Below are 25,265 nucleotides of genomic sequence, written 5' to 3'. Positions count from 1 at the left end.
TCCCGAGCCGTCCGACACCGGTGCCGCCACGTCCCAGGACGAATTGAGGTGCGGGACGACGGCGTGCCGTTCGGTGGTGAAGCAGGAGGTCGGGGTCGATTCAGTGGAATTGGTGGTCGGCGAGGGCGCGGGCCGCATCCGGACCAACGGCGCTTCGGGGCCGAACATCTTCGAGTTGACCATCGCGTCGTCGGGCGCCGCCATCACCGACGAGTCGCTGCAGTGCGTCGACGCGGAGGTGGGGGTGTGCCTGGTGCGGGGCGAGGTCGGCGGCGAGGTGCTGGGTGAGGTGCTGGTGCGCAGGTCGGGGGCCTGGACGCGGGCGCAGGTGCCGTACGTGTCGAGCGGGTCGTACCTGGCGCTGCTCGACGTGAACCAGGACGCGGTCGCCGACGTGGTGGCGGTGCAGCGGGCGTGCCCGGCGGGGGTGGACTGCGCGCACTGGTTCGCACAGGTGTTCTCGCCGGCCGGCGGCGGTGGCGAGCTGGGCTGCACGCCCATGTTCCCGGCACGGGAGTCCCTACCCGGCTGGCCCGAGGTGACCCCGGACCCCTCCACCCTCCGCCAGTGCGGCGCCTGACCACCCACACCGGCCCGTTCCGAGCGTTCAACTCGCCCGTTCCCAACGTTGGACACGCCTGTTCTGAACGTTGGACACGCGCGTTCGCAACGTTGGACACGCGAGAGTCGAACGTTGGGGGCCGGTGAGTTCTACGTTCCGGGCGGGTCAGGCGGGGATGGGGGTGCGGGGGGTGGTGAGGAGCGGGGGCTCGCTGGGGGCGTTGAGGATCTCGTCGTCGAGGAGGTTTTCGGTGCGGGCTACCAGGACCGGGACGGTGATCTGGCCGGCCACGTTGGTGGCGGTGCGGACCATGTCCAGGATCGGGTCGATCGCGTAGACGACGGCTACGCCGGTGGCGATGACCTCGGGGGGCATGTTCACGGCGCCGAGGGTCAGGGTCAGCATGGTGAACCAGCCGGTGGTGCCGGCGGTGGCCAGGGCGCCGAACACGGCGACGGCGACGATCGCCACGTACTGCCACACGCCCAACTGCACACCGAACAGGTTCGCGATGAACACCGTGGCGATGGCCGGGTACACGGCGGCGCAGCCGTCCATCTTCGTGGTGGTGCCCAGCGGCACGGCGAACGACGCGTAGTCGTCGTCCACGCCGAGGTTGGCGGCGGTCTGCCGGCTCAACGGCAGCGTCGCGCCCGACGACCGCGACACGAAGGCGAACTGGATCGCGGTCCACGCCTTGCTGAAGAACGTCACCGGCGACACCCGGCCGACGAATCGCAGCAGCAGCGGGTACACCACGAACAGCACCAGCAGCGACCCGCCGTACACCGCCGCGATCAGCGAGAACAGCGGCCGGACGAACGAGTTGCCGTACGTCGCGAACGCGGTGCCGATCAGGCCGAACACGCCGATCGGGGCGAGCAGCACGATCCAGCCGACGATCTTCTGGATCAGGTCGAACGCCGACCGGGTCAGCGTGACGAACGGCGCGGCCTTCTCGCCCAGCGCGTACGCGGCGAAGCCGACCAGCACCGAGATGAACACGACCTGGAGCACTTCACCCTCGGTGAAGGCGCTGAACAGGTTCGACGGGATCAGGGTCTCCAGCAGCGTGCTCCACGAGCCCTGGTCACGGGCGGCGAGCCGGTCCACGGCCGCCTGTGACGGCTCGACCTGGACGCCAAGACCAGGCTTGAAGATCAACCCGATCGCGAGGCCGATGAGCACGGCGATCAGCGACGTGGTGGCGAACCACAGCAGCGTCTTCCCGCCCAGCCGGGCCGCGCGCGAGCTGCCGAGCCTGCGCAGGCTGGTGATGCCCACGACGATCGCGGTGAACACCAAGGGGATGACGGTGAACTGCAACAGGCTGGTGAACACGTCGCCGGTGTAGCCGAGGGTGGTGGTGAGCCACGCCTGGTCGGTGGCCTGTGCGAGGTAGCCCGCGAGCGCTCCCAGCACGAGCGCGGCGAGGACGGTGATGCCGAAGACCTTCGGCTTTGTGTAACTGCGGACGAACGACAACGACACGACTGCTCCGGGTGGATGCGCAGGGGATGGGGACGGGGCGGCGTCAGCCCCGACAACCCGTGTTCGTCCTGCGCCCGAAGTCGATGTGACGGCGGCGCGTCAGCAGTTCACCCACAGTTCCCCCAACGTGAAACTCCTTCTTGGAGCTTCCCGGATCAGGGGAAATGTGACAACGGCTACCAGATGTCGGACACCGCGACGTCGACTTGACGCAGCAGCTTGCGGGTGAGCGGCAGGCTGATGCCGATCACGCTGGACGGATCGCCGTCGATGCCGTCCACGAACCAGCCGCCCAGCCCGTCGAGCGTGAACGCGCCCGCGACGTGCAGCGGCTCGCCCGTCGCCAGGTAGGCATCGAGTTCGTCGTCGGTCGGGCGGCCGAACCGGACCAGCGTCGCCTCGTGCCCGACGGCCCGGTCCACGACCTGCCCGCCGCGCATCCGCAGCACCGCGTGCCCGGTCAGCAGGGTGCCGGTGGTGCCGGCCATCTTCTTCCAGCGCTCACGCGCGACCTCGACCGTGCCGGGCTTGCCGTGCACCTCGCCGTCGGCGGTCAGCAGCATCGAGTCGCACCCGACGATCACCGCGTCCTCGTCCTCGGCTTTCGCGATCGCCTCGGCTTTCGCGATCGCCAGCGCGGTGACCAGCTCTTCCGGCGTGGGATCGGTGAGGGAGGCGGCCAACGCGTCCTCGTCGACGCCGGACACCCGGACGACGGGATCGACTCCGGCGGCGCGGAGGACGTTCAGGCGGGCGGAGGACTGGGAAGCGAGAACGAAGCGCACGGCGTGCAGCCTAGGACGCGTCCTAGTGGACGCAGGCGGTGCGGGGAAGATGCGTGGTCCCGAACCCGAAATCGGTGCGAAACGGACTTCGAGGTGCCGCACTGCGAGCGCTGCGTAGAACTACCGATGCGCGTTGTGAAGAGCTTCGGCACCCTCGGATACGTGCAGCGTTTGGCTCTGGTGGTCCGCCGGATCGACCGGGGTCGAGGTCGGTACCGGTGGCTCTTGGTGGTGCCGGCCGTTCTTGTCCTGGTCCTGACGGCTCGGGTCGTGTCGACCGACCCGGTCGGTTACGGCGTGCCGTTCTGGCCGTTCGCCAACGGCAGCGACCGCGTCGAATACCGGGTGATGGGCGAGGTGACGACCATCGCGCGGGCGATGCGGCGCCTCGACGCGGTGCCGTCGGCGTTGGCCGCCGAGGGCGTGGAGGTGCTGGAGGCGCGGATCGGCGTCGGCACCATGTGGATGCGGGTGCGCATGCAGGTGCCGGACGGGACCCGCTGCCGCGAGATCTCCGTGCTGGGCGACACAGGGGTGCAGGTCAACTCACGTCGAGTGGATTGTTAGGTAGCCCACCACCGCCGAGCCCGTAGGCCTGGCGGTGGTCGGAAGAGTGGTCCGGAAGGGTGTTCAGCCGGGTAGGCCGGATGCCCGCCAAGCGCCGGGGCCGCGTGGTAGTGCGCGCCTGACCAGGCGTGACTTGTCCGCCCACGCCGAACGGCGCGGCTCGTCCTCGGTCGGACCGGCACCTGCCGCCAGACCGGCCACGACCGCCGTCACCACGGCCAGTTCCACGTCGTCCGGGTTGCCGCGCACCACCCGGAGGTGCGGTACCCCGTTCACAGCGGGATGTTCCCGTGCTTCTTGGGCGGCAGCACCTCGCGCTTGTCGCGCAGCATCGTCAACGCCCGTGCGACGTAGGAGCGCGTGAAAGATGGAGGGATCACGCTGTCAACATAACCACGTTCCGCCGCCACGTACGGGTTGCAGAGTGCGTCTTCGTACTCCTGCTGCAAACGGGCCCGAAGCGCGTCCACGTCCTCGCCGGCGGCCAACGCGTTCGCCAACGTCTTGCGGTGCACGATGTTGGCCGCGCCCTGCGCGCCCATGACCGCGATCTGCGCCGTCGGCCACGCCAGGTTGATGTCCGCGCCCAGGTGCTTGGACCCCATCACGTCGTACGCGCCGCCGTACGCCTTGCGGGTGATCACGGTGACCAGCGGCACGGTCGCCTCGGCGTAGGCGTAGATCAGCTTCGCGCCGCGCCGGATGATGCCGTTCCACTCCTGGTCGGTGCCGGGCAGGAAGCCTGGCACGTCGACGAAGGTCAGCACCGGGATGTTGAACGCGTCGCAGGTCCGCACGAACCGCGCCGCCTTCTCCGAGGCGTCGATGTCCAGGCAGCCCGCGAACTGGGTGGGCTGGTTGGCCACGATGCCCACCGAGTGGCCGTCCACCCGGCCGAAGCCGACCAGGATGTTCGGCGCGAACAGCGGCTGGACCTCCAGGAACTCACCCTCGTCCACCACCCGGGTGATGACCTCGTGCATGTCGTAGGGCTGGTTGGCCGAGTCCGGGATCAGCGTGTCCAGCTCGCGGTCCTCGTCGGTGATCGACTCCTCGACGGAGCCGTGCACCACGTCGTCCGGCGCGTCGAAGACGGGCGGCTCGGACATGTTGTTCGCGGGCAGGTAGGACAGCAGCTCCTTGACGTAGGAGATGGCGTCCTCTTCGTTGTCCCCGAGGTAGTGCGCGTTGCCGGACTTGGTGTTGTGCGTGCGCCCGCCGCCCAGCTCCTCGAAGCCGACGTCCTCGCCGGTGACGGTTTTGATCACGTCCGGGCCGGTGATGAACATGTGCGAGGTCTGGTCGACCATGACCACGAAGTCGGTCAACGCGGGCGAGTAGACGTGGCCGCCCGCGTTCGCGCCCATGATCAGCGAGATCTGCGGGACGACGCCGGACGCGGCCACGTTGCGGCGGAAGATCTCGCCGTAGAGGCCGAGCGAGACCACACCCTCCTGGATGCGCGCGCCGCCGCCCTCGTTGATGCCGACGATCGGCCGGCCGGTCTTGATCGCCAGGTCCATGACCTTGACGATCTTCTCGCCGTAGACCTCGCCGAGCGAGCCGCCGAAGACGGTGACGTCCTGGCTGAACACGCACACCGGGCGGCCGTCGACGGTGCCGTAGCCGGTCACCACGCCGTCGCCGTAGGGCTTGTTGCGCTCCTGCCCGAAGTTCGTGGAGCGGTGCCGTGCCAGCTCGTCCAGCTCCACGAACGAGCCGGGGTCGAGCAGCAGCTCGATCCGCTCGCGGGCGGTTTTCTTGCCCTTGGCGTGCTGCTTCTCCACCATGCGCGCCGAACCGGCGTGCACGGCCTCGTCGTTGCGCCGGTACAGGTCGGCCAACTTCCCGGCCGTGGTGTGGACGTCCGGCTCCTCGCCGATGGGGGCGGTCGCACTGCTCATGACCGGGCAGCTTAACCAGCTCTTCACAACGGGGCCGGGCGTAGTAGCTCACGTCACGATCACGCCGGTTGACCTCCAGTGCGGTGGAGGTTGCAGGCTTGGTCACGGCGGCCTGCCCCACCATCCACACCGCTCCGACGAAGCGCGTGGGGCGGGTCGCTTCTAACCTTCGAACCGTGACCCTCGATGCTGCGGCACTTCGCGACAAGCTCATCGGCCCCTACGCGGCCATCGACGTCGTCGCGCACACCGGTTCCACCAACGCCGACCTGCGCGTCGCCGCCAGTCGGGGCGCGCACGACCGCACCGTCCTCATCGCCGAACAGCAGACCGCCGGCATGGGACGACGGGGGCGGGGCTGGGTGTCGCCGACCGGTGGCCTCTACCTCAGCGTGCTGTTCCGCCCGAGCGGGGTGGCGCCGGCCCGACTGCCGTGGTTGACGCTGCTCGCGGGCGTCGCGCTGGTCCGCACCGCGAAGAGCGTCGGCGTCGAAGCGGCCTTGAAGTGGCCGAACGACCTGCTCATCGGTGACGCCAAGGCGGCCGGCGTGCTGGCCGACGTCACGGCGGGCGTGGCGCAGGCGGTGGTCGTCGGCATCGGGCTCAACGTGGCCGAGCTGCCCGCCGACGTCGAGCCCGGCGTCGGCGGCCTCATGCCGACCAGCCTCGAAGACCACGCCGGACCGCTGGACCGCACCGAGGTGGCGATCACCCTGCTCAGCGAGTTGGCCGCGCTCGAAAGCCAGTGGCGGCGGGCGGGCGGTGACGAGCCGGCGTTGCGCGAGGAGTACCGCAAGCACTGCGCCACGCTCGGCCGCCCGGTGCGGGTGGAACTGGCCAGGAGCGAGCCCCTGCTCGGCACGGCCCGCTACCTGGAGACCGACGGCACGCTCGTGGTGCGCGACGACGCGGGCAACGACCACTCCGTTTCCGCCGGGGACGTGGTGCACCTGCGAGTACGGTGAGCCCTGCCCGGTTCGAGGCGAGCCCAGCCACCGAAAGGGACCGTCGTGGCCTACCCGGACGACCTGCTCAGCCCCAGTGAGCACGTCGTGATCCACAAGCACCCGCACTGGAAGATGTTGCTGGTCCCGGTGCTCGTGCTGCTCGTCGCGGTCGGCGGTGGCGCCTATCTCGCGGCGCTGGTGTCGGACCAGAGCTGGGCGTCGATCGTCTGGATCGTGCTCACCGTCGTCGTCGTGGTGCTGGTCACCTGGCTGACCCTGGCGCCGGTGGCCCGCTGGCGCACCACGCACTTCATCGTCACCAGCGACCGCGTGATGTACCGGATCGGCGTGTTCAAGCGCACCGGCCTGGACATCCCGCTCAGCCGCATCAACAGCGTCCGCTTCGAGCACAGCCTGCTGGACCGGGTGCTCGGCTGCGGCACGCTGATCATCGAGTCGGCCTCGGACGAGCCGCTGGAGTTCGACGACATCCCGGGGGTGGAGAAGGTGCACTCGATGCTCTACCGGGAGATCAACGACAACCCCGCGGACGACCACCAGCCGGAGGACCGGGTCGATGGGCTCACGTGACGTAGGACTGCCGGAGACAGTCGGCGCGAACGGGCTCCCGGACCGCGTGACGATCTGGGAGGTCGGGCCGCGGGACGGTCTGCAGAACGAGTCCGAGGTGGTGCCGGTCGCCACCAAGCTGGAGTTCCTGGACCGGCTGGCCGACGCGGGCGGCACGGTGTTGGAGGCCACGAGTTTCGTGCACCCCAAGTGGGTGCCGCAGTTGGCGGACGCCGAGGAGCTGCTGGCGGGCCTGGTCAAGCGCCCCGGCGTGAGCTACCCGGTGCTGGTGCCCAACGAACGCGGGCTGGAGCGGGCGCTGCAGGCCGGTGTCGAGCACATCGCGATCTTCGCCAGCGCCACCGAGACCTTCGCCCGGCGCAACCTGAACCGGTCGCTGGACGAGCAGTTCGCCATGTTCGACCCGGTCGCGTCCCGCGCCAAGGCCGAGGGCCTGCTGGTCCGCGGGTACGTGTCGATGTGCTTCGGCGACCCGTGGGAGGGCGCCGTGCCCCGTGACCAGGTCATCGGCGTCGGCAAACGTTTGCTGGACATGGGCTGCGACCAGCTTTCGCTGGGCGACACGATCGGCGTGGCCACGCCCGGTCAGGTGACGGCGCTGCTCGCCGGTTTCGACGGTGTCGACCGGCTCGCGGTGCACTTCCACGACACGTACGGGCAGGCGTTGGCGAACACGTTGGCCGCGATGCAGGCGGGCGTGCGCATGGTCGACTCGTCGGCGGGCGGCCTCGGCGGCTGCCCGTACGCGGAGTCCGCGACCGGCAACCTGGCGACCGAGGACCTGGTGTGGATGCTCGACGGGCTGGGTGTCGAACACGGCTTCGACCTGGACAAGCTCGCCGACACCAGCGCGTGGATGGCGGAACGGCTGGGACGGCCGAGCCCGTCCCGGGTGGTGCGGGCGCTGCGGGGGTAGTCCGGACGCGGGCTTCGAGGTGGTCGAACGGCGAGGCGTGAACCGGGCCTTCGTCCGGCTCAGCCCGTGAACCCCGCCCGTGACGCCCGCCGTGATTCCCTCGAACGGTCGGGAACCGGCTCAGGGGTCGTAACGTCCAACGCGCGACCGACGACCAGGCCTGGCGACGGCGAAGACCGGAGGTGGCCGTGACGACCGATCACCGCGCCCAGGTGGACGAACTGCTCGCCGACTACCGGCGCAGCCGCGACCATCTGGCGTCCGTGCAGCGCGACCTGGCCAAGGTGTCCGGGTCGGCCACCAGCCCGGACGGCTCGGTGACCGCCGTGGTCGACGCCAAGGGCACGCTCACCGACCTGGAGTTGAGCGACAACGCGTACCGGCTGCGGCCGGCCCAGCTCGCCCAGCTGATCGTGCGCACCACGCGGGAAGCGGTGGCCAAGGCCGCCGAGGGCACCTACCGGACGTTGAGCCCGGTGCTGCCCGCCGGCACGGACCCCGAGGCGCTGTTGCGCGGTACCGCCGACCTGCGTCCGGAGGAGATCCAGCCGGAGGAGACCGAACCGGCGGAGCGACCTCGACGGCGTCCGGTCGTTGACGATGACGAGGACTTCGAGCAGCGCGACTGGCTTGGGGCCCAGGTCGCCACCCCGCGACCGGCCACCCCGCGCACGGCCACTTCGAGGAGAACGAGATGAACGGCTTCGAGACCGACCTCGCCCGCCTCGCCGAAGGCGTCGACGACTTCACCGCGTTCGCCGAGCGTGCCGCGAAGATCGCGGGCGATCTGGGTGGCGTCCTGGACTCGCTGGGCGACTGCTGGGGCGGTGACGCGATCGGGCAGAGCTTCGCGGCGAGCCACGTGCAGCCGTCGGGTGACGTGTTGAGCGGGTTGAGCGGGTTGAGCACCGGGTTCGGCGGCGTCGGCGAGCGCTTCGCCGAGACCGCCCGCACGTACCGCGAAGTCGAAGAGGGCAACCGCAACGCGCTCGGCGCGATCTGACCCGGGGGGCCGTGATGGGGATCGAGCTGCCGGCCGAACTGGCCGAGGTCGCCGCGAAAGCCGGGGTGTCGTGGCCGCAGGCCGACGAGGACGCCCTCCGCACGTCCGCCACCGCTTGGCGGGAGGCGGGCACGAAGCTGTCCACGTTGGCGGGCGAGTCCGACGGTTCGGCGGGCAAGGCGCTGGCCGCCATGTCCGGCTCGACCGCCGAGTCGGCGCGCGGCCACTGGAACAAGTTCACCGCGCCCGACGGCACCCTGAACTCGGTGGTGCGCGGCTGCAACGCGGCGGCCGACCGGTTGGACCACGCGGCCGAGCAGGTCGGCGCGGCCAAGGTCGAATTGGTCCGCGAGCTGGTGAACCTGGCCAAGAACAACGACGCCGCGCAGCAGGCCGCGGGTGCGGGTCACCCGACGGCGTTGCTCGGGCTGGACACGGCCGTGCGCGGTGCGGCGGCGAACGTCGCCCACCTGACCGACACGTTGACCAGCGCGGTGCGGTTGGACAGCGGCGTGCAGATCGGCGGCCACCAGCCCCCGGTCAACGCCAACCCCGGCGTGCACGCGCCCGACGCCGGCCCTGGTCAGGGCCCCGGTTCCGGCCCGTCGCAGGGCGGCCTGCTCGGTGGCGGTGGCTTGTTGGGCGGCGGTCAGGCCCCAGGCGGTGGGCTGGTGGACGGTCTGCTCGGCGGTGGTGGCCCGGCCGGCGGTGGCGCCGGCAGCGGCCAGGCTCCGGGCGGTGGATTGGTGGACGGTCTGCTCGGCAGTGCTGGTCCGGCCAGTGGTGGTCCGGCCGGCGGTGCCCCTGGTGGCCAGACGCCGGGCCTGGTCGGCGGGCTGGTCGGTGCGGTGACCGACACCGTGGGCGCGGTGGCCCAGCCGGTCGTGCAGACGGTCGGCGCGGTCGTGCCACCGGTCGCGGCCGTGGTGGCACCGGCGCTGGACACGGCGGGCGAGGTCGTGCAGGACGTCGGCCACACCGTCGACAACACGGTCGGCCGCACCGTTCAGGGCGCGGCGGACACGGTCCAAGGCGCGACCGACACCGTCGCACCTGGACGCGATCACGCACCGGGCCAGCCCGGCACCCCGCCCGGCCTGGGGAACCGGATCGGTGACGTGGTGAACCCGGTCCTAGGTGCCGTTCCGGCCGCCGCGGCTCCGATCGTGGACGTAGTCACCCGTGCCGAGGGCACGGTCAGCCAGTCGTCGGCGGCGGTCGTGGACCGCCCGCTGCTGCCCACCACCGATGCCCCGCACGCACCCGCGCAACCTGCGGCTCCGGCCGCGAACCAGGCCGCGCCGCAGGGACCGAACTTCAGCGGCCCGTCCCTCGGCGGTGGATCCGCCGCGGCCCCGGTTGCGGCCGCTGCGGCGGCCGTCGCGCAGAACCCGGCCGCCAACGCCGCCGCCAACCCGGCCGCGAACGCCGCTGCGAACACCCAGGCCCCGGCTCAGCAGGCGGCACCGAAAGCCGAGGCGCGCGCCGCCCAAGCCGCTCAAGCCGCACTGCCCGGTCAGCCCGGTCAGCCCGGTCAGCTTCAGCCTGGTCAGGCGCCGGCGGGTCAGGGGCAGGCCGGCCAAGGGCAGTCCAACCAGTCGGGCCAGGGCCAGCAAGGGCAGGGCCAGGGCGGTCAGGCCAAGGACGCCGGCGCAGGTCAGGCCAAGGGCGAGGCCGCTGCGAAGGCGGAGGGCCAAGCCAAGGCGGAAGGCCAGGCGAAGAGCGAGGGGCAGGCCAAGGGCGAGGCTGCGGTCAAGGGCGAGATCAAGGACGTCCAGCCGAAGGACCTCAAGGACGCCCTGGCCGCCGTCGCCCAGCAGGTCACGGACGGCACGCTCGGTTTCGCGATCATCCCCGTTCCGGTCGGCGGTCGCGACACGATCAGCGGCCCCGCGCTCCTGCCCGGTTCGACGTCGGGGGTCCTGCCGGCGGAAACGGTCGACACCCCTGCACCAAGTCCGGTCAAGGCCGCGCAGACCGCACAGCCGACCACCGACGTGGCGGCGTTGTTCCTGCTGCACATGTTCCCCGGCGGGATGCTCCCGCAGCCCAGCGCCAAGCCCGCTCGGCAGCTGCCGCGGCCGTCCGCGGACGAGACGTTCGCGGCGGGCCTCAGGTTCGAGCCGCAGGGGCACCCGGAGGGCCACTTGGTGGACGCGTCCGCCCAGTTCGGCCTGGACCTCCGGACCGCAGGCCAGGGCGGGCTGCGGTCGCGGCTCTCCGGTGCGGAGCCGACGCCGGCACGAGGTCCGGTGTCGACCGACCCGGTGCCCGCGCGCAACCGACCGCGCCTCGTCGTCACGCCCGGCACCGCGCCCGACCAGGCGCTGCTCGACGGCTACGACCCGTTGGCGGGGATGCACGAACGCGACTGGGACCACCGGTTCCTGGTCCGCGCCGACCCGCCCGAGTACGCCTGGCCGCCCGGTGAGCTGTTCCCCGAGGGCGGTTACGAGGCGGGCCAGGCCGGTGTGCTCGCGGTCGGCGTGGAGCTGGACCGGTTCGGCGCGGCCGAAGGCCGGGTGCTGTCCCACGCCGGCACCGCGTACGCCGCACGTTCGCTGCCGCCCGCGCTGGTGGACGCCGGCTACCACCGCTACCGCGTGGTCAAGGTGCTGCCGGTGTGGTTCACCCTGTCCGCCGAGTGGTTCGGACAGCCCGGTGGCGGCGTCCGGTACCGCACCACCTACCCGGTCGCCGACCTGCTCGCGCTGGGTTACCTGGAGGAAATGGGATGAACGCCGAGTCGATCCAGGGCTGGCTGCTGGCCGTGGGCGTGCCCGCCGAGGTCGTGTCGATCGGGGCGGAAGCCGACAACACGTGGTGCCTGCTGCCGACCGAGGAGGGTTTCGAGGTCTTCTGGCGGGAGCAGGGCAACCGGTACGACTGGGCGGCGTTCACCAGCGAGGACGTCGCCTGCCACTACCTGTTCGGCCGCCTGGTGTGGGCACAGGTCGTGCGCGGCGCGGTCGGTGTACTGCCCCAACCGGAAGCCGCCCAACCGGAACCTGCCCAACCGGAACCCGCACAGCCGCCGGCCGCCCAACCGCCGGCCGCACGGCCGGCCCCAGCACAGCCGCCGGCCGCACAGCCGGAGGCCGCGTCTACCGAGGCGTGAGGTCGGTCCGCCAGGGCACGCCCACCACGTCCTCGGCCTTCGGCACGGGCAGGAACACGGCGAACGTCGCGGGCCGGGCGGCGGACAGTTCCAGCCGCCCGCCGTCGGCGTCCACCAGGGCGCGCGCCAACGCCAAACCGACGCCGGTGGACCCGCCACCGGACACGCCGCGTTCGAAGATGTGGTGTGCCAACTCGTCCGGCACGCCCGCGCCACCGTCGGAGACCTCCACGACGACCGTGCCGTCATCACTGCGCGCGGTGACGACGACCTGACCTTCACCGTGCCGCAGGGCGTTGTCCAGCAGCACGCCGATCGCCTCACGCAGCCGCGCGGGCGTGGCGCGCGCCAGCAGACCGTCGGGCACCTTCACCCGCAGCGCGCGCCCGGCCCGGCGCAGCGGTTCACGCCACTCCTCGGCGATGGTCGACAACTCCGCACCCAGGTCGAGCGGTTCCGCGCCGACCGCGCGGGCGGCCCGAGCGGCGGCCAGCATCTCGTTGAGCACTTCGGCCAGCCGTTCGGCCTGCTCCAACGCGGCCCGCGCCTCGACGGCCGTGTCCGGCTCCGGGTGCAGGGACAGCGCCTCCAGCCGCAGCTGCAACGCGGTCAGCCTGCTGCGCAGCTGGTGCGAGACGTCACCGACCAGCTCCCGTTCCCGCTGCACGAGCTGCGCCAACGCCCCCGCCGACTTGTCCAGCGCATCGGCGACCAGGTCCAGTTCGGGCACGCCGTGCCGCCGGTCGTCGTGCCGGAAGTCACCCGCGCCCAGCCGGGCCGCACGTGCCGCGACGTGCCGCAACGGCGCGGCGAGCTTGCGCGCCGTCACCGTGGCCACCACCGTGCCGGTGCTCACCGACAGCACGACCAGCAGCACCACCAGCGCCGCGACCTGGTACTGCGAGGTGTGCATCGGCGCCGACGACACCTCCAGCCGCACCGTGCCCTGCTGCGCGGTCGGCACCTCGACCGACAACGGGTCCGCGCCGGGTGTCTCGCCGAACTCATGCACCCCGCTGGACGACGTGACCACGAGGTGCCCGCCCTCGGGCACGCCGACCTCCACCGGTCCGAGGTCGATCGGTCGTCCGCCGGCGATCTGGTCGTCGATGGACGCCGCGATCTGCTGCGCCTGTGCGGTGAGGGCGGTCCGCGCGCCGTCCTCCACCAGCCGCAGGGCCGTGTAGCCGAGGGGGATGCCCAGGGCGAACCCGGTGACGGCGACGGCGAGCAGGATGGCCCGCAGGATGCGGCTGCGCATCAGTCGGCGGTGTTGAAGCGGAAGCCGACGCCGCGCACGGTCGCGATGCGGCGCTCCACCGAGCGGGCGTCACCGAGCTTGCGGCGCAGCCAGGACATGTGCATGTCGAGCGTCTTGCTGCTCTTGAGCTCCGGGTCGTTCCAGACCTCGGACAGGATCTCGTCGCGGTGCACCACCTGGCCCGCGCGTTGGATCAGCACGCGCAGCAGCTCGAACTCCTTGTTCGCCAGCTGCACCTCCAGCCCGTCCACGGTGACGCGGCGGGCCGCGAGGTCCATCCGCACGCCGTTGACCTCCAAAGTGCCGGGCGCGCGGCGTCGGAGAAGGGCGCGGATGCGGGCCATCAGCTCGGCCAGCCGGAACGGCTTGGCCACGTAGTCGTCCGCGCCCGCGTCGAGCCCGACGACGAAGTCCACTTCGTCGGACCGGGCGGTGAGCATCAGCACCGGGATGCCCCGACCGCTCGCGCGCAGCCGCCGGCACACCTCCAGCCCGTCCATCCCGGGCAGGCCGAGATCGAGCACCAGTAGGTCGATGCCGCCGTGCGCGGTGGCGTCCAAGGCGCTCGGGCCGTCGGTGACCACATGCACCTGGTAGCCCTCCCGCTGCAACGCACGGGACAGCGGTTCGGCGATCGCCGGATCGTCCTCGGCCAACAAGACCACGTTCACGCCGCTCAGCGTAGGCGTGGCACGATCCGTTCCGTGTCAGACCTACGTGCCGATTTGTCCCTTGCCATCCGTTTGGCCGACGAGGCCGACAAGATCACCACCGCGCGGTTCCGCGCCGGGGACCTCGTGGTGGAGCGCAAGCCCGACCGGACGCCGGTGACGGACGCGGACGTGGCGGTCGAGGACGCGATCCGCGCGGTGCTCGCGGTCGACGCCCCGGACGACCAGGTCGCGGGGGAGGAGCGCGGCGGCACGGCGGGCGCCGGCCGGGCGTGGGTGGTCGATCCGATCGACGGCACGAAGAACTTCCTGCGCGGCGTGCCGGTGTGGGCAACCCTGATCGCGCTGGTCGTGGACGGTGTGCCGGTGGTCGGCGTGGTCAGCGCGCCCGCGTTGGGCCGCCGCTGGTGGGCCTCGACGGGTGGCGGAGCACACACTTCGGACGCGTCGGGTGAGCGGACGATCAGCGTGTCCCGTGTGCACGAGCTGTCCGACGCCTACCTGTCCACCACGCACCTGGGCACGTGGGTCGAGTACCACTCCCGTGAGGCGTACCTGGCGCTGGTGGACGCGTGCTGGGAGAACCGGGCGTTCGGCGACTTCTGGCAGCACTGCCTGGTCGCGGAGGGCGCGATCGACCTGGCCGCGGAGCCGATCGTGAACGCGTGGGACGTGGCGCCGTTCCAGGTGCTGGTGACGGAGGCCGGTGGCCGGTTCAGCGACCTCGGCGGCGTGGAGCGCTTCGACGGCGGCAACGTGCTGTCGAGCAACGGGCACCTGCACGACGCGGCGTTGAAGGTGCTCGCGCGTTAGCCGGGTGGAGTTCCGCGGTTGACCGCGGCGTCGATGGTCGCCGCCAGCTTCGGCGCGTCGGCGGTGTAAGTGTTGAACTTGAGCCGGCGACGGTCGTTGAGCCGCAGCACGCAGTAGAAATCGATACCCAATACGTGGGGACCGCCTGTTTTCTCCACACCGTACGGGCGCACCGAAACAATGTCGGACCACCTGATCACCGAGACGGCACCACCTACGTGGTGCACGATCCCGTGCTCGTAAACCTCGAAGAATGCACCCTTCGTGCGGACGGCCTTCGTCCACAGGGAGCACCCGAAGCACAGGCACACCAGACCAAGAGCCACCAGCCCACCGGGCAGCGCCCCCGACTGGGCTGTCGCCGTGGGGTCGGTGAAGAAGACGATGCTCAGCGGCACTCCGGCACCCAGCCCGATAGCCGCCACCGCCAGGAACGCCACGGCCGCTCTGCGCCGCCTGCCGTTGTCGGTCCGGTGTTCGCCTACGCGTTTGCCCAACTGCTCGGTTTCCACGACCGCCTCCCGCTCTCGGGACACAGCCTGGCCGTCCACGGGCACGCGCGTGCCGACGTGACAGCTTCCGGCCACACGTCAGGAGCGGCCGAGCGCTTCGTCGTCCGAGCCGTCGTTCGGGCTGTCGTAGGACCTGGTCACGCGGCGCGGGCGGAAGTCGGCTTCGGGGAAGACCCACTTCTTGTAGCCCCACCAGCGGAACGCCATGGCGAGCAGGGTGCCGATGATCTGGGCGCTGACGAAGTCGGCGAACTCCTCGCCCAGCCTGCTGATGTTGGGCTCCTGGAGGTGCAGCAGGTAGCGCGACACCCACAGCGGCATCGAGTTGATCGCGATGCCGATGCCGTTGACCAGGAAGAACAGCGCCGCCTCGTGATGGCGTTCGCGGCCGCCCCTGGTCTTGAACGACCACTCGCGGTTGAGCACGTACGACACGATGGTGGCCACCAGCGTCGCCACGATCTTCGCGGTCACCGGCTTCTCGGTCAGCACGGTCAGCTTGAGCGCGTAGAAGATGGCCGTGTCGATCACGAAGCAGGTGCCGCCGACCATGGCGAACTTCAGCAGCTCTCTGTGCTTGAGAGCCTGGGAGCGCAGCGGTTCGGGCAGGCGGCGGACCACGTTTTCCACAACGGACACCAGAGCAGTGTACGGAAAACGGATGAATGGCCAGTTCAGGCGACTTCGCGCTGCTCCGCGACGACGTGCAGCGGCCGCACCGACGGCCGCGCGTCGGCCTCGGGGAACACGAACTTCCGCATCGCCCAGAACTTGAACCCGGTGGCCAGCAGCATGCCGATCACCGATCCGGTGAGGAAGTCCGCGACCTCCGAGTGCAGGTCGAACACGTGCCGCGAGACGTACAGCGGCAACAGGTTCACCCCGATACCCACACCGCTGACCAGGAAGAACAGCGCCGCCTCGTGGTGCCGTTCACGGCCGCCACGGGTGTGGAACGACCACTCGCGGCTCAGCACGTACGACGAGATGACCGCCACCAGCACCGCGATGGCCTTGGCCGTGACCACCTTGTCCTGCAGGACGGTCAGTTTCAGCGCGTACCAGACACCGTTGTCGATCAGGAAGGTCGTGCCGCCCACGACGGCGAACCGGATCAGCTCACGGTGCTTGTTGATCAGGAACCGGATCGGTTCCGGCAAAAGGCCGAAGACCTTGCGCACTAGTGGCAGCACCGGGGCAGGCTACCGACACGGTGATCGAACGATCACGAAGGGGTGCGGCAGCGATCAGGGAGTAGGTCGTCCAGCAACGGCGGCAGCCACGGTTGGCTGGGCTGACACGGTTCGTCACCGGTCGGCGGTGGTTCCGTCGGGGTCGGCTCGGTGGTGGTCGGTTCGGTCCTCGGTGTCGACGCGGGCGTTGACGGTTCCGTCGGCAGCGGCAGCAACGGCGGCTCGGTGGGCGTCGTGGGAGTGTGCGTCGTGGTCGGAGTGGTGGGTTTGGTCGTGGTCGTGGTCGTGGTCGTGGTCGTGGTCGTCGGCAGCGGCCACGGGGCGGTCGGCAGCGGCGGCGTCGGTGGGTTGTCGATCGGCGGCACCGGCAGCTGATCGTCGTCACCTGGACGCAGCGAAATGGGCACCTCGACGGTCTCCGAGGCGGTGCCGAGCGTGGCACTGACGCGCACCACGCCGCTGTGGTGCGGCGATCCGAACGCCCACACCGTCAGCCGGAACGACTCGGTGCGCGCCAACGGAACCTCGCACACCACTCGGCGCCACCACCGCTTGCAGCCGTACCCGGGCGCGACCAGCGTGATGTGTTCGTCGGACTCCACGACCAGCCTCAGGTCGCCGGGCCGGCCGCCGGTGTTGATGGCCTTGATGTCCAGGCGCGGGTCCCAGAACCCGTGCTGCCACTTGCGGACCAGCAGTTCCAGGTCGTCGTCCACCGGCCGCACCTCGACGTCGACCGCGATCGCCACGCTGATCGACGTGCCCGCGCTGACCGTGCCGGTGATCCGCCCGGTCACCGCCTCGTAGTCGGCCTGGAGCCGGAACACGAACGTCGCCGTCCCGCCGGGCGCGATGCCCTGCGTCGTGCCGCACGTCACCGTGCCGGTGCCCGCCGGGCACGTCACGGACTGCGCGGCGGCACCGTCGAGCCTGGTCAGGCGGGTTCCCGTGAACGACGGGCCGGGGCCGACGGACCGGACGCCGGGCAGCAGGTTCAGCACCACGCTCGCCGGTTGCGAGGCCGTCTGACCGGAGTTGCGCACGGTGATCGTCAGGTCCGCCGATTCCGTGCCGGGCGTCAGGGTGAACCCGCTGGGCGCCGTCGGCACGAGGTTCGCCGGTGTCGGCTCCGGTTTAGGCACTGGTGCTGATGTGGGCACGGTCGTGGGCGCGGTGGTGGGCGCAGGCGCGGTGGTGGGTGCGGTCGTGGGTGCAGGTTCGGTAGTCGGCGCAGGTTCGGTGGTGGGCGCGGTAGTGGGCGCAGGTTCGGTGGTGGGTTCGGTAGTGGGCGCAGGTTCGGTGGTGGGTTCGGTAGTGGGCGCGGACTCGGTGGTGGGTTCGGTCGTGGTCGTGGGTTCGGTGGTGGGTTCCGGAGCCGGCGGTGGCGGCTGGGGAGTCGGCACCTGCGGCTGGGTGGTGGAGTCGATCTGCGTCGTGGGCGGCGGCGCGATCTGCGCCGCGGGCACGTCCTGGTCGCCACCGGACGCCAGGCCGATCGCCACCGCGACCACCAGGGCCGCGACCGAGGCGGCGGCGCCGAGGAGCTGACGCGGTACGGACGTGATGGCACCGGCAGCACCACCCGTGCCCGCGGCGGCGGCGACGGTGGCGGCCTTGGCGGTGCCCGCGCCAGCGGCGGCCAGGTAGCCGGAGGCGCCGATACCGAGCACCAGCGGTGCGATGATCCCGCGCAGCGCGCCGTTGACGTCGGCCAGTTCGGCGGCCAGCGCGCGGCAGGCCGTGCACTCGTCCAGGTGCGCCTCGACCTGCGTGGTCTCCCGCTTGGACAGGCCGCCGCGGGTCCAGGCGCCGAGCTTGTCGACGGTGGCGCGGCAGCGTTCGGCCTGGGTCTCGGCCAGGTGCACCTGTAGGTAGGCCTGTTTGAGGCCCTCACGGGCCCGGTAGGCCAGCGCGGACACGCTGTTGGCGCTCAGACCGAGCAGCGGCGCGACCTCGGCGGGCGTCTGGCCCTCGATCTCGGTGTGCCAGAGCACGGTCTGCCAGCGCTCGGGCAGCCGGGCGAACGCCTTGGCGGCCATCGACCGCTCCAGCCCGGCGACGGCGGTGTCCTTGAACGGCACGCTGGTCGCCTCGGGCGCGACCTCGGCGATGTCCTCGGACAGCTCGAGCTTCTTGTCCCGGCGCGTCTTGTCGTAGGCGGTGTGGCGCAGCGCGGTGAGCAGGTAGGCGCGGAACGCGATGTCCGGGCCCCGGCCCGCGCGCAGCGTGTCGAGGACCTTGGCGAAGGCGTCCGAGACCAGGTCGTCGGCCTCGGCGGACGACCTGGCGAGCTGGCGGGCCAGGTTGTACGCGGCGGAGACGTGCCGTTCGTAGAGCTGCCCGTAGGCGTCGATCGCCCCGCCGCGCACGGAGTCGATCAGCTCCGCGTCGCTCGGTCCCTGGACTTCGGCAGGAACGATCGCCACGTGTTTCCCCTTACTCGCGCGGCGCCAGTCTGACGCACTGAGTCGTGAAACGTCACCTCAAACCCCCCACACGGGGCGACCTAATGCCGTCATGGATGAAGCGCGGCGACGTCCCGTACTCGGAACCGACGTCGAGGAGGCATCCGAGTGGGTGTGCGGGAAGCGGTCACACGGCGCTCCGGCGCGGACGGGGCGCGCGCGCTGCGGTCGAGATGGCGGACCGCCACGATGGCCGCGGGCTGGGCGTTCCCGGCGGACTGGCCGTTGGCAGAGGTGGACGACGTCTGCCGGGCGATGCTGGGTCCGGGCGATCCGAGCCCGCAGCTGTACGGGTTGGGCAGCGCGCGGGCCGAGGCCGGGACCGGGCTGGCCGAGACGCTGCTGGACCTGGCGGCGTTGCACGCGGTGTTGGCGGAGCCACCCGGGTCGACCGGGATCGTCTCGCCCAACGTCGACGCGATTCCGGCGCGGATGCTCCGGACCACCGCGCTGGGCTGGGGTGACGTGATGAGCAAGCAGGCGGGCAACTGCGGGGCGGACAACCCGCTGACCGGCCTGGCCACCGCCGCGTACCTGCGGACCAGGCTGCGCGAGGTGTACGCCGAGACGCGGACCGCGGGCCGTCAGGAGCACTTGCTGGTGCTGGTGTCGCTCGACCTGACCCGGACGTCCGGGTGGTCGCGCGTGGTGGCGATGACCTTGTTGGCCGATGCCTTGATGGAGGTGTTCGACGCCGGCGAGACCGTGGCCTCGGTCGGACCTTCGGTGGCGTGCGTGCTGCTGCGCCGTGACCGGCACCTGCCGCGGGCCCTGGCCAACCTGCGGGTGCTCGCAGCGGACCGACTGGCCTCAGACCCGCACATCGCGCCGGCCGGACCGGTCCGGGTCCGGTTGCAGGAACTGCCCGAGACGTGCGAGGACGCGGTGAGGTTGATCACCGGTCTCGGACGCTGACACGTCGGCCGCCGAGCACACCCCAACCCCTGTCCGGCGTCCGTCATCGCCTCCACTCCCCCGAGAAGCCCGGTGCCCAGCGCACCGGGCTTCTCACTTTTCCCGAGCATCCTGCGCGTTTGACAGCCGCAGGGGCGTGATGGTCTTCTAGTGTCTTAGTTGACTAGAACAATTCGGAGGCGCCGGGTGGAGTTCCGCATCGACCGGTCCAGCGGCCTTCCCGCGTACCTCCAGCTGGTGCGCCAGGTGCGGGAAGCGCTGCGCCTGGGCTGGCTGGCGCCAGGAGACCGGTTGCCGACCGTCCGCGACGTCGTCGCGACGAGTGGTGTGAACGCGAACACCGTGCTCAAGGCCTATCGCGAACTGGAACTGTCCGGCCTGGTCGAGGCACGCCAGGGCTCGGGCACCTTCATCAAGGCTCGGCTCGGCTCGACCGACCCGGAGGTGATGGCGGCGCTCAGGACGCGCCTGGCCGAGTGGGTTCGTGAAGCCCGTGAGGCCGGTTTGGACATCGAGGACATCGACGCTCTTGTGCGGTCTGTCCTCTCCGAGGGGGAAGGGGTGGCGGTCGCATGACGACCGTTGTCGAGCCTGTCGACCGCACTGCGATCGCGGTGCGCGCACAGGCGTTGGGCAAGCGGTACCGCAGCAAGTGGGCGCTGCGGGAGTGCACGTTCGACCTGCCCGCGGGCAAGGTGGCGGCACTGGTCGGCGCGAACGGCGCCGGCAAGACGACGTTGATGACCGTCCTCGCGGGCCTTCTCGACGCCGACGAGGGGTCGGCGGGCGCGACGGGCCGGGTGGCGTTCGTATCGCAGGAGAAGCCGGTCTACCGGAACTTCTCCGCGGGCGACATGCTGCGCCTGGGGGCACGCCTCAACGTCGTGTGGGACGACTCACGGGCCCGCCGCTGGCTGGCGCGGTTCGAGATCCCGCTGGACAAGGCGTGCGGCAGGCTGTCCGGCGGCCAGCAGGCCCAGGTGGCGTTCGCGCTGGCCATCGGCTCGCGGCCGGACGTGCTCATGCTGGACGAGCCGCTGGCCAACCTCGACCCGCTGGCCCGCCGCGAGGTGACCGCGGAGCTGCTGAGCGAGGTCGGCGAGACCGGCATGACGGTGCTGCTGTCCACGCACGTCGTGGCCGAGCTGGCGGGCGTGGCCGACTACCTGCTGCTCCTCGCGCACGGGCGGCTGCTGGCAGGCGGTGACCTGGACGAACTGCTCGGCCGGCACGTCAGCTACACCGGCCCGCGCTCGGACGTGCCGCCCGCGTTGGGCGACATCGTGGAGGCCCGGCACACCGACAACCAGTCGACGTTCGTGGTCAAGCTGCCCGAGGGGCAGCCGCGGCCGGTCGTGGCGGGCCCGTGGACCGAGCGCCTGTTGACGTTGGAGGACTACGTGCTCGCGCAGCTCGAAGCCACCCGGAAGGGGGCCCGAGCATGACCACCACCACGACGACCGACGTCACGACCGCCGCACCGGTGGCCACTCGCACCCGCGTCGGCTGGGGTGACCTGCTGTGGCTGACCTGGCGACAGCACCGCTGGACGATCCTCGGCACGGCCGTGGTCGTCGTCGGCATCGTCGCCGTGGCGCTCGGCTTCGCCTGGCACGCCGACGCCACCGCCGAAAACCACGACCGGCTCGACCGGTCGAGCTACGTGGACGTGAGCCAGCTACTCGCGCTGACGCCGACGGCGCTGGGCGTGGTCATCGCGGTGTTCTGGACCGCGCCCCTGCTCTCCCGCGAGTACGAGCAGCGCACGCACCTCGTGGTGTGGAGCCAGGACCTCACCTCGATCCGCTGGCTGGTGGGCAAGATCGTGCTGCTCGGTGCGATCACCGTGGTGCTCGCCGCCGGCCTTGGCACGGCGTTGATCAGGATGATGAACAGCATGAACGCCGCCACGACGGACCACGTGCCGTTCCAGCCGTTCGAGGAAGTGGCGTTCGAGGCGGCGCCGCAGGTGCAGGTCGGGTACGCGGTGTTCGGCTTCGCGCTCGGCCTGGCGTTCAGCGCGATCACCCGCCGCACAGTGCTGTCGATGGGGCTCACCCTCGGCGGGTTCTTCCTGGCGCGCCTGCTCGTGTCGGGGTTCTGGCGGCCGTACTTCCAGGAGCCGCTGCGCAAGGTGGAGCCGTACGACGACTCGGCTCTGTACTGGAACGCCGGGAACGACGGCTCCTGGACGGTGAACTCCGGCTACGCCGACGCCTCGGGCAACGAGATCGATTTTACCCGGGTGTGTAACAGCGCCCAGTCGAACGACAACTACGTGAAGTGCATAGCCGACAACGGCATGCAGACCTTCCGCGACTACCACCCGGCCGACCGGCTCGTGTCGTTCCAGTGGTTCGAGTTCGGGGTCTTCGCCGTGCTCGCCGCCGGACTGCTCGCGCTGACCTTCGTGTGGGTGCGCCGGGCGCGTCCGGTCTGATCGGGAGCGGGCCTGCCGCCTTCGCACCGCGACGGCCCGTCTGAGGGGGCTCGCACGCCTTGGCGGTGTGTGCGGCTCTGTCGGCGGGTCGGTACCCGATCTACGGCGGCCGTCGTGGAACCGGGGCCGACCTGCCGACTTCCCACACGGTCGGGCGGTCCGGTCGGGACCATGCTGTTTGTGCAGGTAGAATCACGAAACCGTGGACTCCCGAACTCGTCTCCCCGTCGTCGGCATGATCGGCGGCGGCCAGCTCGCCCGCATGACGCACCAGGCCGCCATCCCGCTCGGCCAGTCGCTGCGGGTGCTCGCCGAGTCGGACTCCGACCCCGCCGCGCTCGTCGCGCGGGATGTGGAACTGGGCAAGCACACCGACCTGGACGCGCTGCGGGCGTTCGCCAAATCGTGTGACGTCGTCACCTTCGACCACGAGCACGTGCCGCAGGAGCACCTGCACGCGCTGGTCGCCGACGGCGTGAAGGTGTTCCCCGGGCCCGACGCCCTGGTGCACGCGCAGGACAAGCTGGTCATGCGGGTGCGGCTGGCCGAGATGGGTGCGCCGGTGCCGCCGTTCTCGGCCGTGCTGGAGGCGGCGGACGTGCTGAAGTTCGGCGCCCAGCACGGCTGGCCGTGCGTGCTGAAGGCGGTGCGCGGCGGCTACGACGGCCGTGGCGTGTGGATGCTCAACACGCCGCAGAGCGCGCAGCGGGTCGTCCCCGAGCTGCTGGCCGCCGGCACGCCGTTGATGGTCGAGCAGTGCGTGCCCATGCGCCGTGAGCTGTCCCAGCTGGTCGCGCGCTCGCCGTTCGGGCAGGGCGCGTCGTGGCCGCTGGTGCAGACCGTGCAGGCGGACGGGATCTGCGTCGAGGTGCTGGCCCCGGCCCCGGACGGGCCCGCCGAACAGGCGCAGGAGCTGGCGCTGAAGATCGCCGCCGAGCTGGGCGTGGTCGGGCTGCTGGCGGTGGAGCTGTTCGACACCGCCGACGGGCTGGTCGTCAACGAGCTGGCGATGCGCCCGCACAACTCCGGTCACTGGACCATCGAAGGGGCCCGGACCTCGCAGTTCGAGCAGCACCTCCGTGCCGTGCTCGACTACCCGCTCGGCGCGACGGACCTCGCCGCGCCCGCCGTCGTGATGGCGAACGTCCTGGGCGCGTCGGACGCGCCCGCGATGGGGCCGGACGAGCGGCTGCACCACCTGTTCGCCCGGTTCCCCGACGCGCACGTGCACCTGTACGGCAAGGCGGAGCGGCCGGGACGCAAGATCGGTCACGTGACGCTGCTCGGTGAGCGGATGGACGAGGTGCGTGAGCGGGCTCGGCTCGCCGCGCACTGGCTGTCCGACGGTGTGTGGCTGGACGGGTACGACATCCACGGAGGACAGCAGTGACGCAGGTCGGCGTGATCATGGGCAGCGACTCGGACTGGCCGGTGATGAAGGCGGCGGCCGAGGCGCTGGCCGAGTTCGACGTGACCTACGAGGTCGGCGTGTACTCGGCGCACCGCACGCCGCAGCGGATGCTGGACTACGCGTCGTCGGCGGCCGGGCGCGGGTTGCAGGTGATCATCGCCGGTGCCGGTGGGGCGGCGCACCTGCCGGGCATGGTGGCGTCGGCGACGGTGCTGCCGGTGATCGGCGTGCCCGTGCCGTTGAAGTACCTGGACGGGATGGACTCGCTGCTGTCGATCGTGCAGATGCCGGCCGGCGTGCCGGTGGCCACGGTGTCCGTCGGTGGTGCGCGCAACGCGGGGCTGCTGGCCGTGCGGGTGCTGGCGGCTTCCGATCTGGTCCTGCAGAAGCGGATGGAGGCGTTCCAGGCGTCGCTTTCGGACCTCGTGCTGGAGAAGGACGCGGCGCTGCGGGCTGTTGCGGACCGCACAGCGGACAAGTGAGTGAACGCGCGCTAACATCCTGGTAAGACGCCCTACCGGGAGGTAACTTAACGTGGACCCGAGCTTCGGTACCTACCAGCTCGCCGAGGAGCACGAGGCGCTGCGCGAGGCGGTCCGGTCCCTTGCGGACAAGGAGATCGCACCGCACGCGGCGGACGTGGACGAGCAGGAGCGCTTCCCGGTCGAGGCGTTGAACGCGCTGGTCAAGTCAGGTTTCGCGGCCGTGCACGTGCCCGAGGAGTACGACGGCCAGGGAGCCGACTCGGTGGCGACGTGCATCGTGATCGAGGAGGTGGCGCGCGTGTGCGCGTCGTCGTCCCTGATCCCGGCGGTGAACAAGCTGGGCACGATGCCGATCCTGCTGTCGGCCTCGGAGTCGCTGAAGCAGCAGGTGCTGCCGTCCGTCGCGTCGGGTGAGGCGATGGCGTCGTACGCGCTGTCCGAACGCGAGGCCGGTTCGGACACGGCATCGATGCGCACCCGGGCCCGTCTGGACGGTGACCACTGGGTGCTGAACGGCACCAAGTGCTGGATCACCAATGCGGGTGAATCCACCTGGTACACGGTCATGGCGGTGACGGACCCCGACGCGCCGAAGAAGTCGCAGGGCATCTCGGCGTTCGTCGTGCACAAGGACGACCCGGGTTTCGTGGTGGGTTCGAAGGAGCGCAAGCTCGGCATCAAGGGCTCCCCGACCCGCGAAATCCACTTCGAGAACTGCACGATCCCCTCGGACCGCATCATCGGCGAGCCCGGCACCGGCCTGAAGACGGCATTGCGCACTCTGGACCACACGCGTCCCACGATCGGTGCCCAGGCCGTGGGCATCGCCCAGGGTGCCCTGGAAGCCGCGGTCGCCTACGTCAAGGACCGCAAGCAGTTCGGCAAGACGATCTCCGAGTTCCAGGGCGTCCAGTTCATGCTGGCCGACATGGCGATGAAGATCGAAGCGGCCCGACACATGGTCTACGTGGCCGCGGCGAAGGCCGAGCGAGGCGAACCGAACATCAGCTTCATCACCGCGGCGGCCAAGTGCTTCGCCTCCGACGTGGCCATGGAGGTCACGACGGACGCCGTGCAACTGTTCGGCGGCGCCGGCTACACCCGCGACTTCCCCGTGGAACGCATGATGCGTGACGCCAAGATCACCCAGATCTACGAGGGCACCAACCAGATCCAGCGCGTCGTCATGTCCCGCGCCCTGCTCAACCGCTAGAT

At 70.9% G+C, this 25,265-nt stretch carries 26 protein-coding genes and 1 pseudogene; 17 read left to right on the top strand and 10 right to left on the bottom strand.

Features of this window, described 5'->3' with window-relative positions:
* The first annotated feature begins 76 nt into the window (after positions 1 to 76).
* Positions 77 to 580 carry a hypothetical protein gene (locus ALI22I_RS35575; RefSeq protein ID WP_143532605.1) on the top strand — a complete coding sequence of 168 codons (504 nt, stop codon included), beginning with the start codon at positions 77 to 79 and terminating at the stop codon, positions 578 to 580.
* 147 nt (positions 581 to 727) lie between these two features.
* Here the strand turns inward: ALI22I_RS35575 and ALI22I_RS35570 are convergent, their stop codons facing one another.
* Positions 728 to 2,047: a dicarboxylate/amino acid:cation symporter gene (locus ALI22I_RS35570; protein WP_077010171.1), complete on the bottom strand. Its 1,320-nt coding sequence runs from the start codon at positions 2,045 to 2,047 to the stop codon at positions 728 to 730.
* 182 nt (positions 2,048 to 2,229) lie between these two features.
* The gene (locus ALI22I_RS35565) at positions 2,230 to 2,838 is read right to left on the bottom strand and encodes a Maf family protein (RefSeq protein WP_077009910.1); all 609 of its coding nucleotides are present in this window, start codon (positions 2,836 to 2,838) and stop codon (positions 2,230 to 2,232) included.
* A gap of 162 nt (positions 2,839 to 3,000) precedes the next feature.
* Between ALI22I_RS35565 and ALI22I_RS35560 the strand changes: the two genes are divergently transcribed.
* On the top strand, positions 3,001 to 3,405 hold the full coding sequence (locus ALI22I_RS35560) for a hypothetical protein (RefSeq protein WP_143532604.1): 405 nt from the start codon (positions 3,001 to 3,003) through the stop codon (positions 3,403 to 3,405).
* Between the two features lie 63 nt (positions 3,406 to 3,468).
* Here the strand turns inward: ALI22I_RS35560 and ALI22I_RS35555 are convergent, their stop codons facing one another.
* Both ALI22I_RS35555 and ALI22I_RS35550 read right to left on the bottom strand, forming a co-directional pair.
* Positions 3,469 to 3,681 (bottom strand): acyl-CoA carboxylase subunit epsilon, encoded by a 213-nt coding sequence (locus ALI22I_RS35555; RefSeq protein ID WP_077009908.1) that lies wholly within the window; start codon positions 3,679 to 3,681, stop codon positions 3,469 to 3,471.
* Positions 3,678 to 5,309, bottom strand: a complete 1,632-nt coding sequence (locus tag ALI22I_RS35550; protein ID WP_077009907.1) for an acyl-CoA carboxylase subunit beta — start codon at positions 5,307 to 5,309, stop codon at positions 3,678 to 3,680. Before ALI22I_RS35550 ends, ALI22I_RS35555 begins: the two co-directional genes overlap by 4 nt.
* Before the next feature lie 176 nt (positions 5,310 to 5,485).
* Here ALI22I_RS35550 and ALI22I_RS35545 point away from each other — a divergent pair, with 176 nt between their 5' ends.
* The 7 genes and pseudogenes from ALI22I_RS35545 to ALI22I_RS49870 form a co-directional block, all read left to right on the top strand.
* Positions 5,486 to 6,274, top strand: coding sequence for a biotin--[acetyl-CoA-carboxylase] ligase (locus ALI22I_RS35545; RefSeq protein WP_077009906.1), 789 nt, complete (start codon positions 5,486 to 5,488; stop codon positions 6,272 to 6,274).
* 45 nt (positions 6,275 to 6,319) lie between these two features.
* Positions 6,320 to 6,847, top strand: a complete 528-nt coding sequence (locus ALI22I_RS35540) for a PH domain-containing protein (RefSeq protein ID WP_077009905.1) — start codon at positions 6,320 to 6,322, stop codon at positions 6,845 to 6,847.
* A complete protein-coding gene (locus tag ALI22I_RS35535) occupies positions 6,834 to 7,763 on the top strand; it encodes a hydroxymethylglutaryl-CoA lyase (protein ID WP_077009904.1) in 930 nt (309 codons plus the stop codon). Before ALI22I_RS35540 ends, ALI22I_RS35535 begins: the two co-directional genes overlap by 14 nt.
* A 188-nt stretch (positions 7,764 to 7,951) precedes the next feature.
* Positions 7,952 to 8,461, top strand: coding sequence for a YbaB/EbfC family nucleoid-associated protein (locus tag ALI22I_RS35530; protein WP_077010170.1), 510 nt, complete (start codon positions 7,952 to 7,954; stop codon positions 8,459 to 8,461).
* Complete coding sequence (locus ALI22I_RS35525) at positions 8,458 to 8,766, top strand: WXG100 family type VII secretion target (protein WP_077009903.1); 309 nt, start codon at positions 8,458 to 8,460, stop codon at positions 8,764 to 8,766. Before ALI22I_RS35530 ends, ALI22I_RS35525 begins: the two co-directional genes overlap by 4 nt.
* Before the next feature lie 14 nt (positions 8,767 to 8,780).
* Positions 8,781 to 11,504, top strand: coding sequence for a TNT domain-containing protein (locus ALI22I_RS54875; protein ID WP_077009902.1), 2,724 nt, complete (start codon positions 8,781 to 8,783; stop codon positions 11,502 to 11,504).
* Positions 11,501 to 11,749 (top strand): annotated as a pseudogene (locus tag ALI22I_RS49870) (hypothetical protein); the annotation flags it as partial. The gene ALI22I_RS54875 and the pseudogene ALI22I_RS49870, both read left to right, overlap by 4 nt.
* Before the next feature lie 121 nt (positions 11,750 to 11,870).
* Here the strand turns inward: ALI22I_RS49870 and ALI22I_RS35510 are convergent.
* Both ALI22I_RS35510 and ALI22I_RS35505 read right to left on the bottom strand, forming a co-directional pair.
* On the bottom strand, positions 11,871 to 13,145 hold the full coding sequence (locus tag ALI22I_RS35510) for an ATP-binding protein (RefSeq protein ID WP_077009901.1): 1,275 nt from the start codon (positions 13,143 to 13,145) through the stop codon (positions 11,871 to 11,873).
* Entirely contained in the window at positions 13,145 to 13,810 is a 666-nt protein-coding gene (locus tag ALI22I_RS35505) for a response regulator transcription factor (RefSeq protein ID WP_077010169.1), read from the bottom strand. Before ALI22I_RS35505 ends, ALI22I_RS35510 begins: the two co-directional genes overlap by 1 nt.
* Positions 13,811 to 13,849: 39 nt before the next feature.
* Between ALI22I_RS35505 and hisN the strand changes: the two genes are divergently transcribed.
* The gene (hisN, locus tag ALI22I_RS35500; protein WP_077009900.1) at positions 13,850 to 14,629 is read left to right on the top strand and encodes a histidinol-phosphatase; all 780 of its coding nucleotides are present in this window, start codon (positions 13,850 to 13,852) and stop codon (positions 14,627 to 14,629) included.
* Here the strand turns inward: hisN and ALI22I_RS35495 are convergent.
* From ALI22I_RS35495 to ALI22I_RS35480, 4 genes are all read right to left on the bottom strand, one after another.
* The gene (locus ALI22I_RS35495; RefSeq protein WP_143532603.1) at positions 14,626 to 15,141 is read right to left on the bottom strand and encodes a hypothetical protein; all 516 of its coding nucleotides are present in this window, start codon (positions 15,139 to 15,141) and stop codon (positions 14,626 to 14,628) included. The genes hisN and ALI22I_RS35495 overlap by 4 nt on opposite strands.
* 78 nt (positions 15,142 to 15,219) lie before the next feature.
* Positions 15,220 to 15,780 (bottom strand): GtrA family protein, encoded by a 561-nt coding sequence (locus ALI22I_RS35490; protein WP_077009898.1) that lies wholly within the window; start codon positions 15,778 to 15,780, stop codon positions 15,220 to 15,222.
* Between the two features lie 35 nt (positions 15,781 to 15,815).
* Positions 15,816 to 16,331 carry a GtrA family protein gene (locus tag ALI22I_RS35485; protein WP_238598748.1) on the bottom strand — a complete coding sequence of 172 codons (516 nt, stop codon included), beginning with the start codon at positions 16,329 to 16,331 and terminating at the stop codon, positions 15,816 to 15,818.
* 35 nt (positions 16,332 to 16,366) lie between these two features.
* Positions 16,367 to 18,760 (bottom strand): sigma-70 family RNA polymerase sigma factor, encoded by a 2,394-nt coding sequence (locus ALI22I_RS35480; protein WP_077009896.1) that lies wholly within the window; start codon positions 18,758 to 18,760, stop codon positions 16,367 to 16,369.
* 147 nt (positions 18,761 to 18,907) lie between these two features.
* Between ALI22I_RS35480 and ALI22I_RS35475 the strand changes: the two genes are divergently transcribed.
* The 7 genes from ALI22I_RS35475 to ALI22I_RS35445 all read left to right on the top strand — a co-directional run bounded on the left by ALI22I_RS35475 (position 18,908) and on the right by ALI22I_RS35445 (position 25,263).
* Positions 18,908 to 19,714, top strand: coding sequence for a GGDEF domain-containing protein (locus ALI22I_RS35475; RefSeq protein WP_077009895.1), 807 nt, complete (start codon positions 18,908 to 18,910; stop codon positions 19,712 to 19,714).
* A gap of 186 nt (positions 19,715 to 19,900) precedes the next feature.
* Positions 19,901 to 20,290 carry a GntR family transcriptional regulator gene (locus ALI22I_RS35470; RefSeq protein ID WP_077009894.1) on the top strand — a complete coding sequence of 130 codons (390 nt, stop codon included), beginning with the start codon at positions 19,901 to 19,903 and terminating at the stop codon, positions 20,288 to 20,290.
* Positions 20,287 to 21,159 (top strand): ATP-binding cassette domain-containing protein, encoded by an 873-nt coding sequence (locus tag ALI22I_RS35465; protein ID WP_077009893.1) that lies wholly within the window; start codon positions 20,287 to 20,289, stop codon positions 21,157 to 21,159. Before ALI22I_RS35470 ends, ALI22I_RS35465 begins: the two co-directional genes overlap by 4 nt.
* The gene (locus tag ALI22I_RS35460; RefSeq protein WP_077009892.1) at positions 21,156 to 22,154 is read left to right on the top strand and encodes an ABC transporter permease; all 999 of its coding nucleotides are present in this window, start codon (positions 21,156 to 21,158) and stop codon (positions 22,152 to 22,154) included. Before ALI22I_RS35465 ends, ALI22I_RS35460 begins: the two co-directional genes overlap by 4 nt.
* A 202-nt stretch (positions 22,155 to 22,356) precedes the next feature.
* Complete coding sequence (locus tag ALI22I_RS35455; protein WP_077009891.1) at positions 22,357 to 23,544, top strand: 5-(carboxyamino)imidazole ribonucleotide synthase; 1,188 nt, start codon at positions 22,357 to 22,359, stop codon at positions 23,542 to 23,544.
* Positions 23,541 to 24,047 (top strand): 5-(carboxyamino)imidazole ribonucleotide mutase, encoded by a 507-nt coding sequence (purE, locus tag ALI22I_RS35450; protein ID WP_274523027.1) that lies wholly within the window; start codon positions 23,541 to 23,543, stop codon positions 24,045 to 24,047. The genes ALI22I_RS35455 and purE overlap by 4 nt, the downstream gene beginning before the upstream one ends.
* 52 nt (positions 24,048 to 24,099) lie before the next feature.
* Complete coding sequence (locus ALI22I_RS35445) at positions 24,100 to 25,263, top strand: acyl-CoA dehydrogenase (protein ID WP_077009890.1); 1,164 nt, start codon at positions 24,100 to 24,102, stop codon at positions 25,261 to 25,263.
* Positions 25,264 to 25,265: the final 2 nt, after the last annotated feature.

This window comes from Saccharothrix sp. ALI-22-I (assembly GCF_001984175.1).
Lineage (GTDB): Bacteria > Actinomycetota > Actinomycetes > Mycobacteriales > Pseudonocardiaceae > Actinosynnema.
The sequence above is the reverse complement of the archived record's forward strand: the minus strand, read 5'-3'. Positions and strand labels throughout refer to the sequence as shown.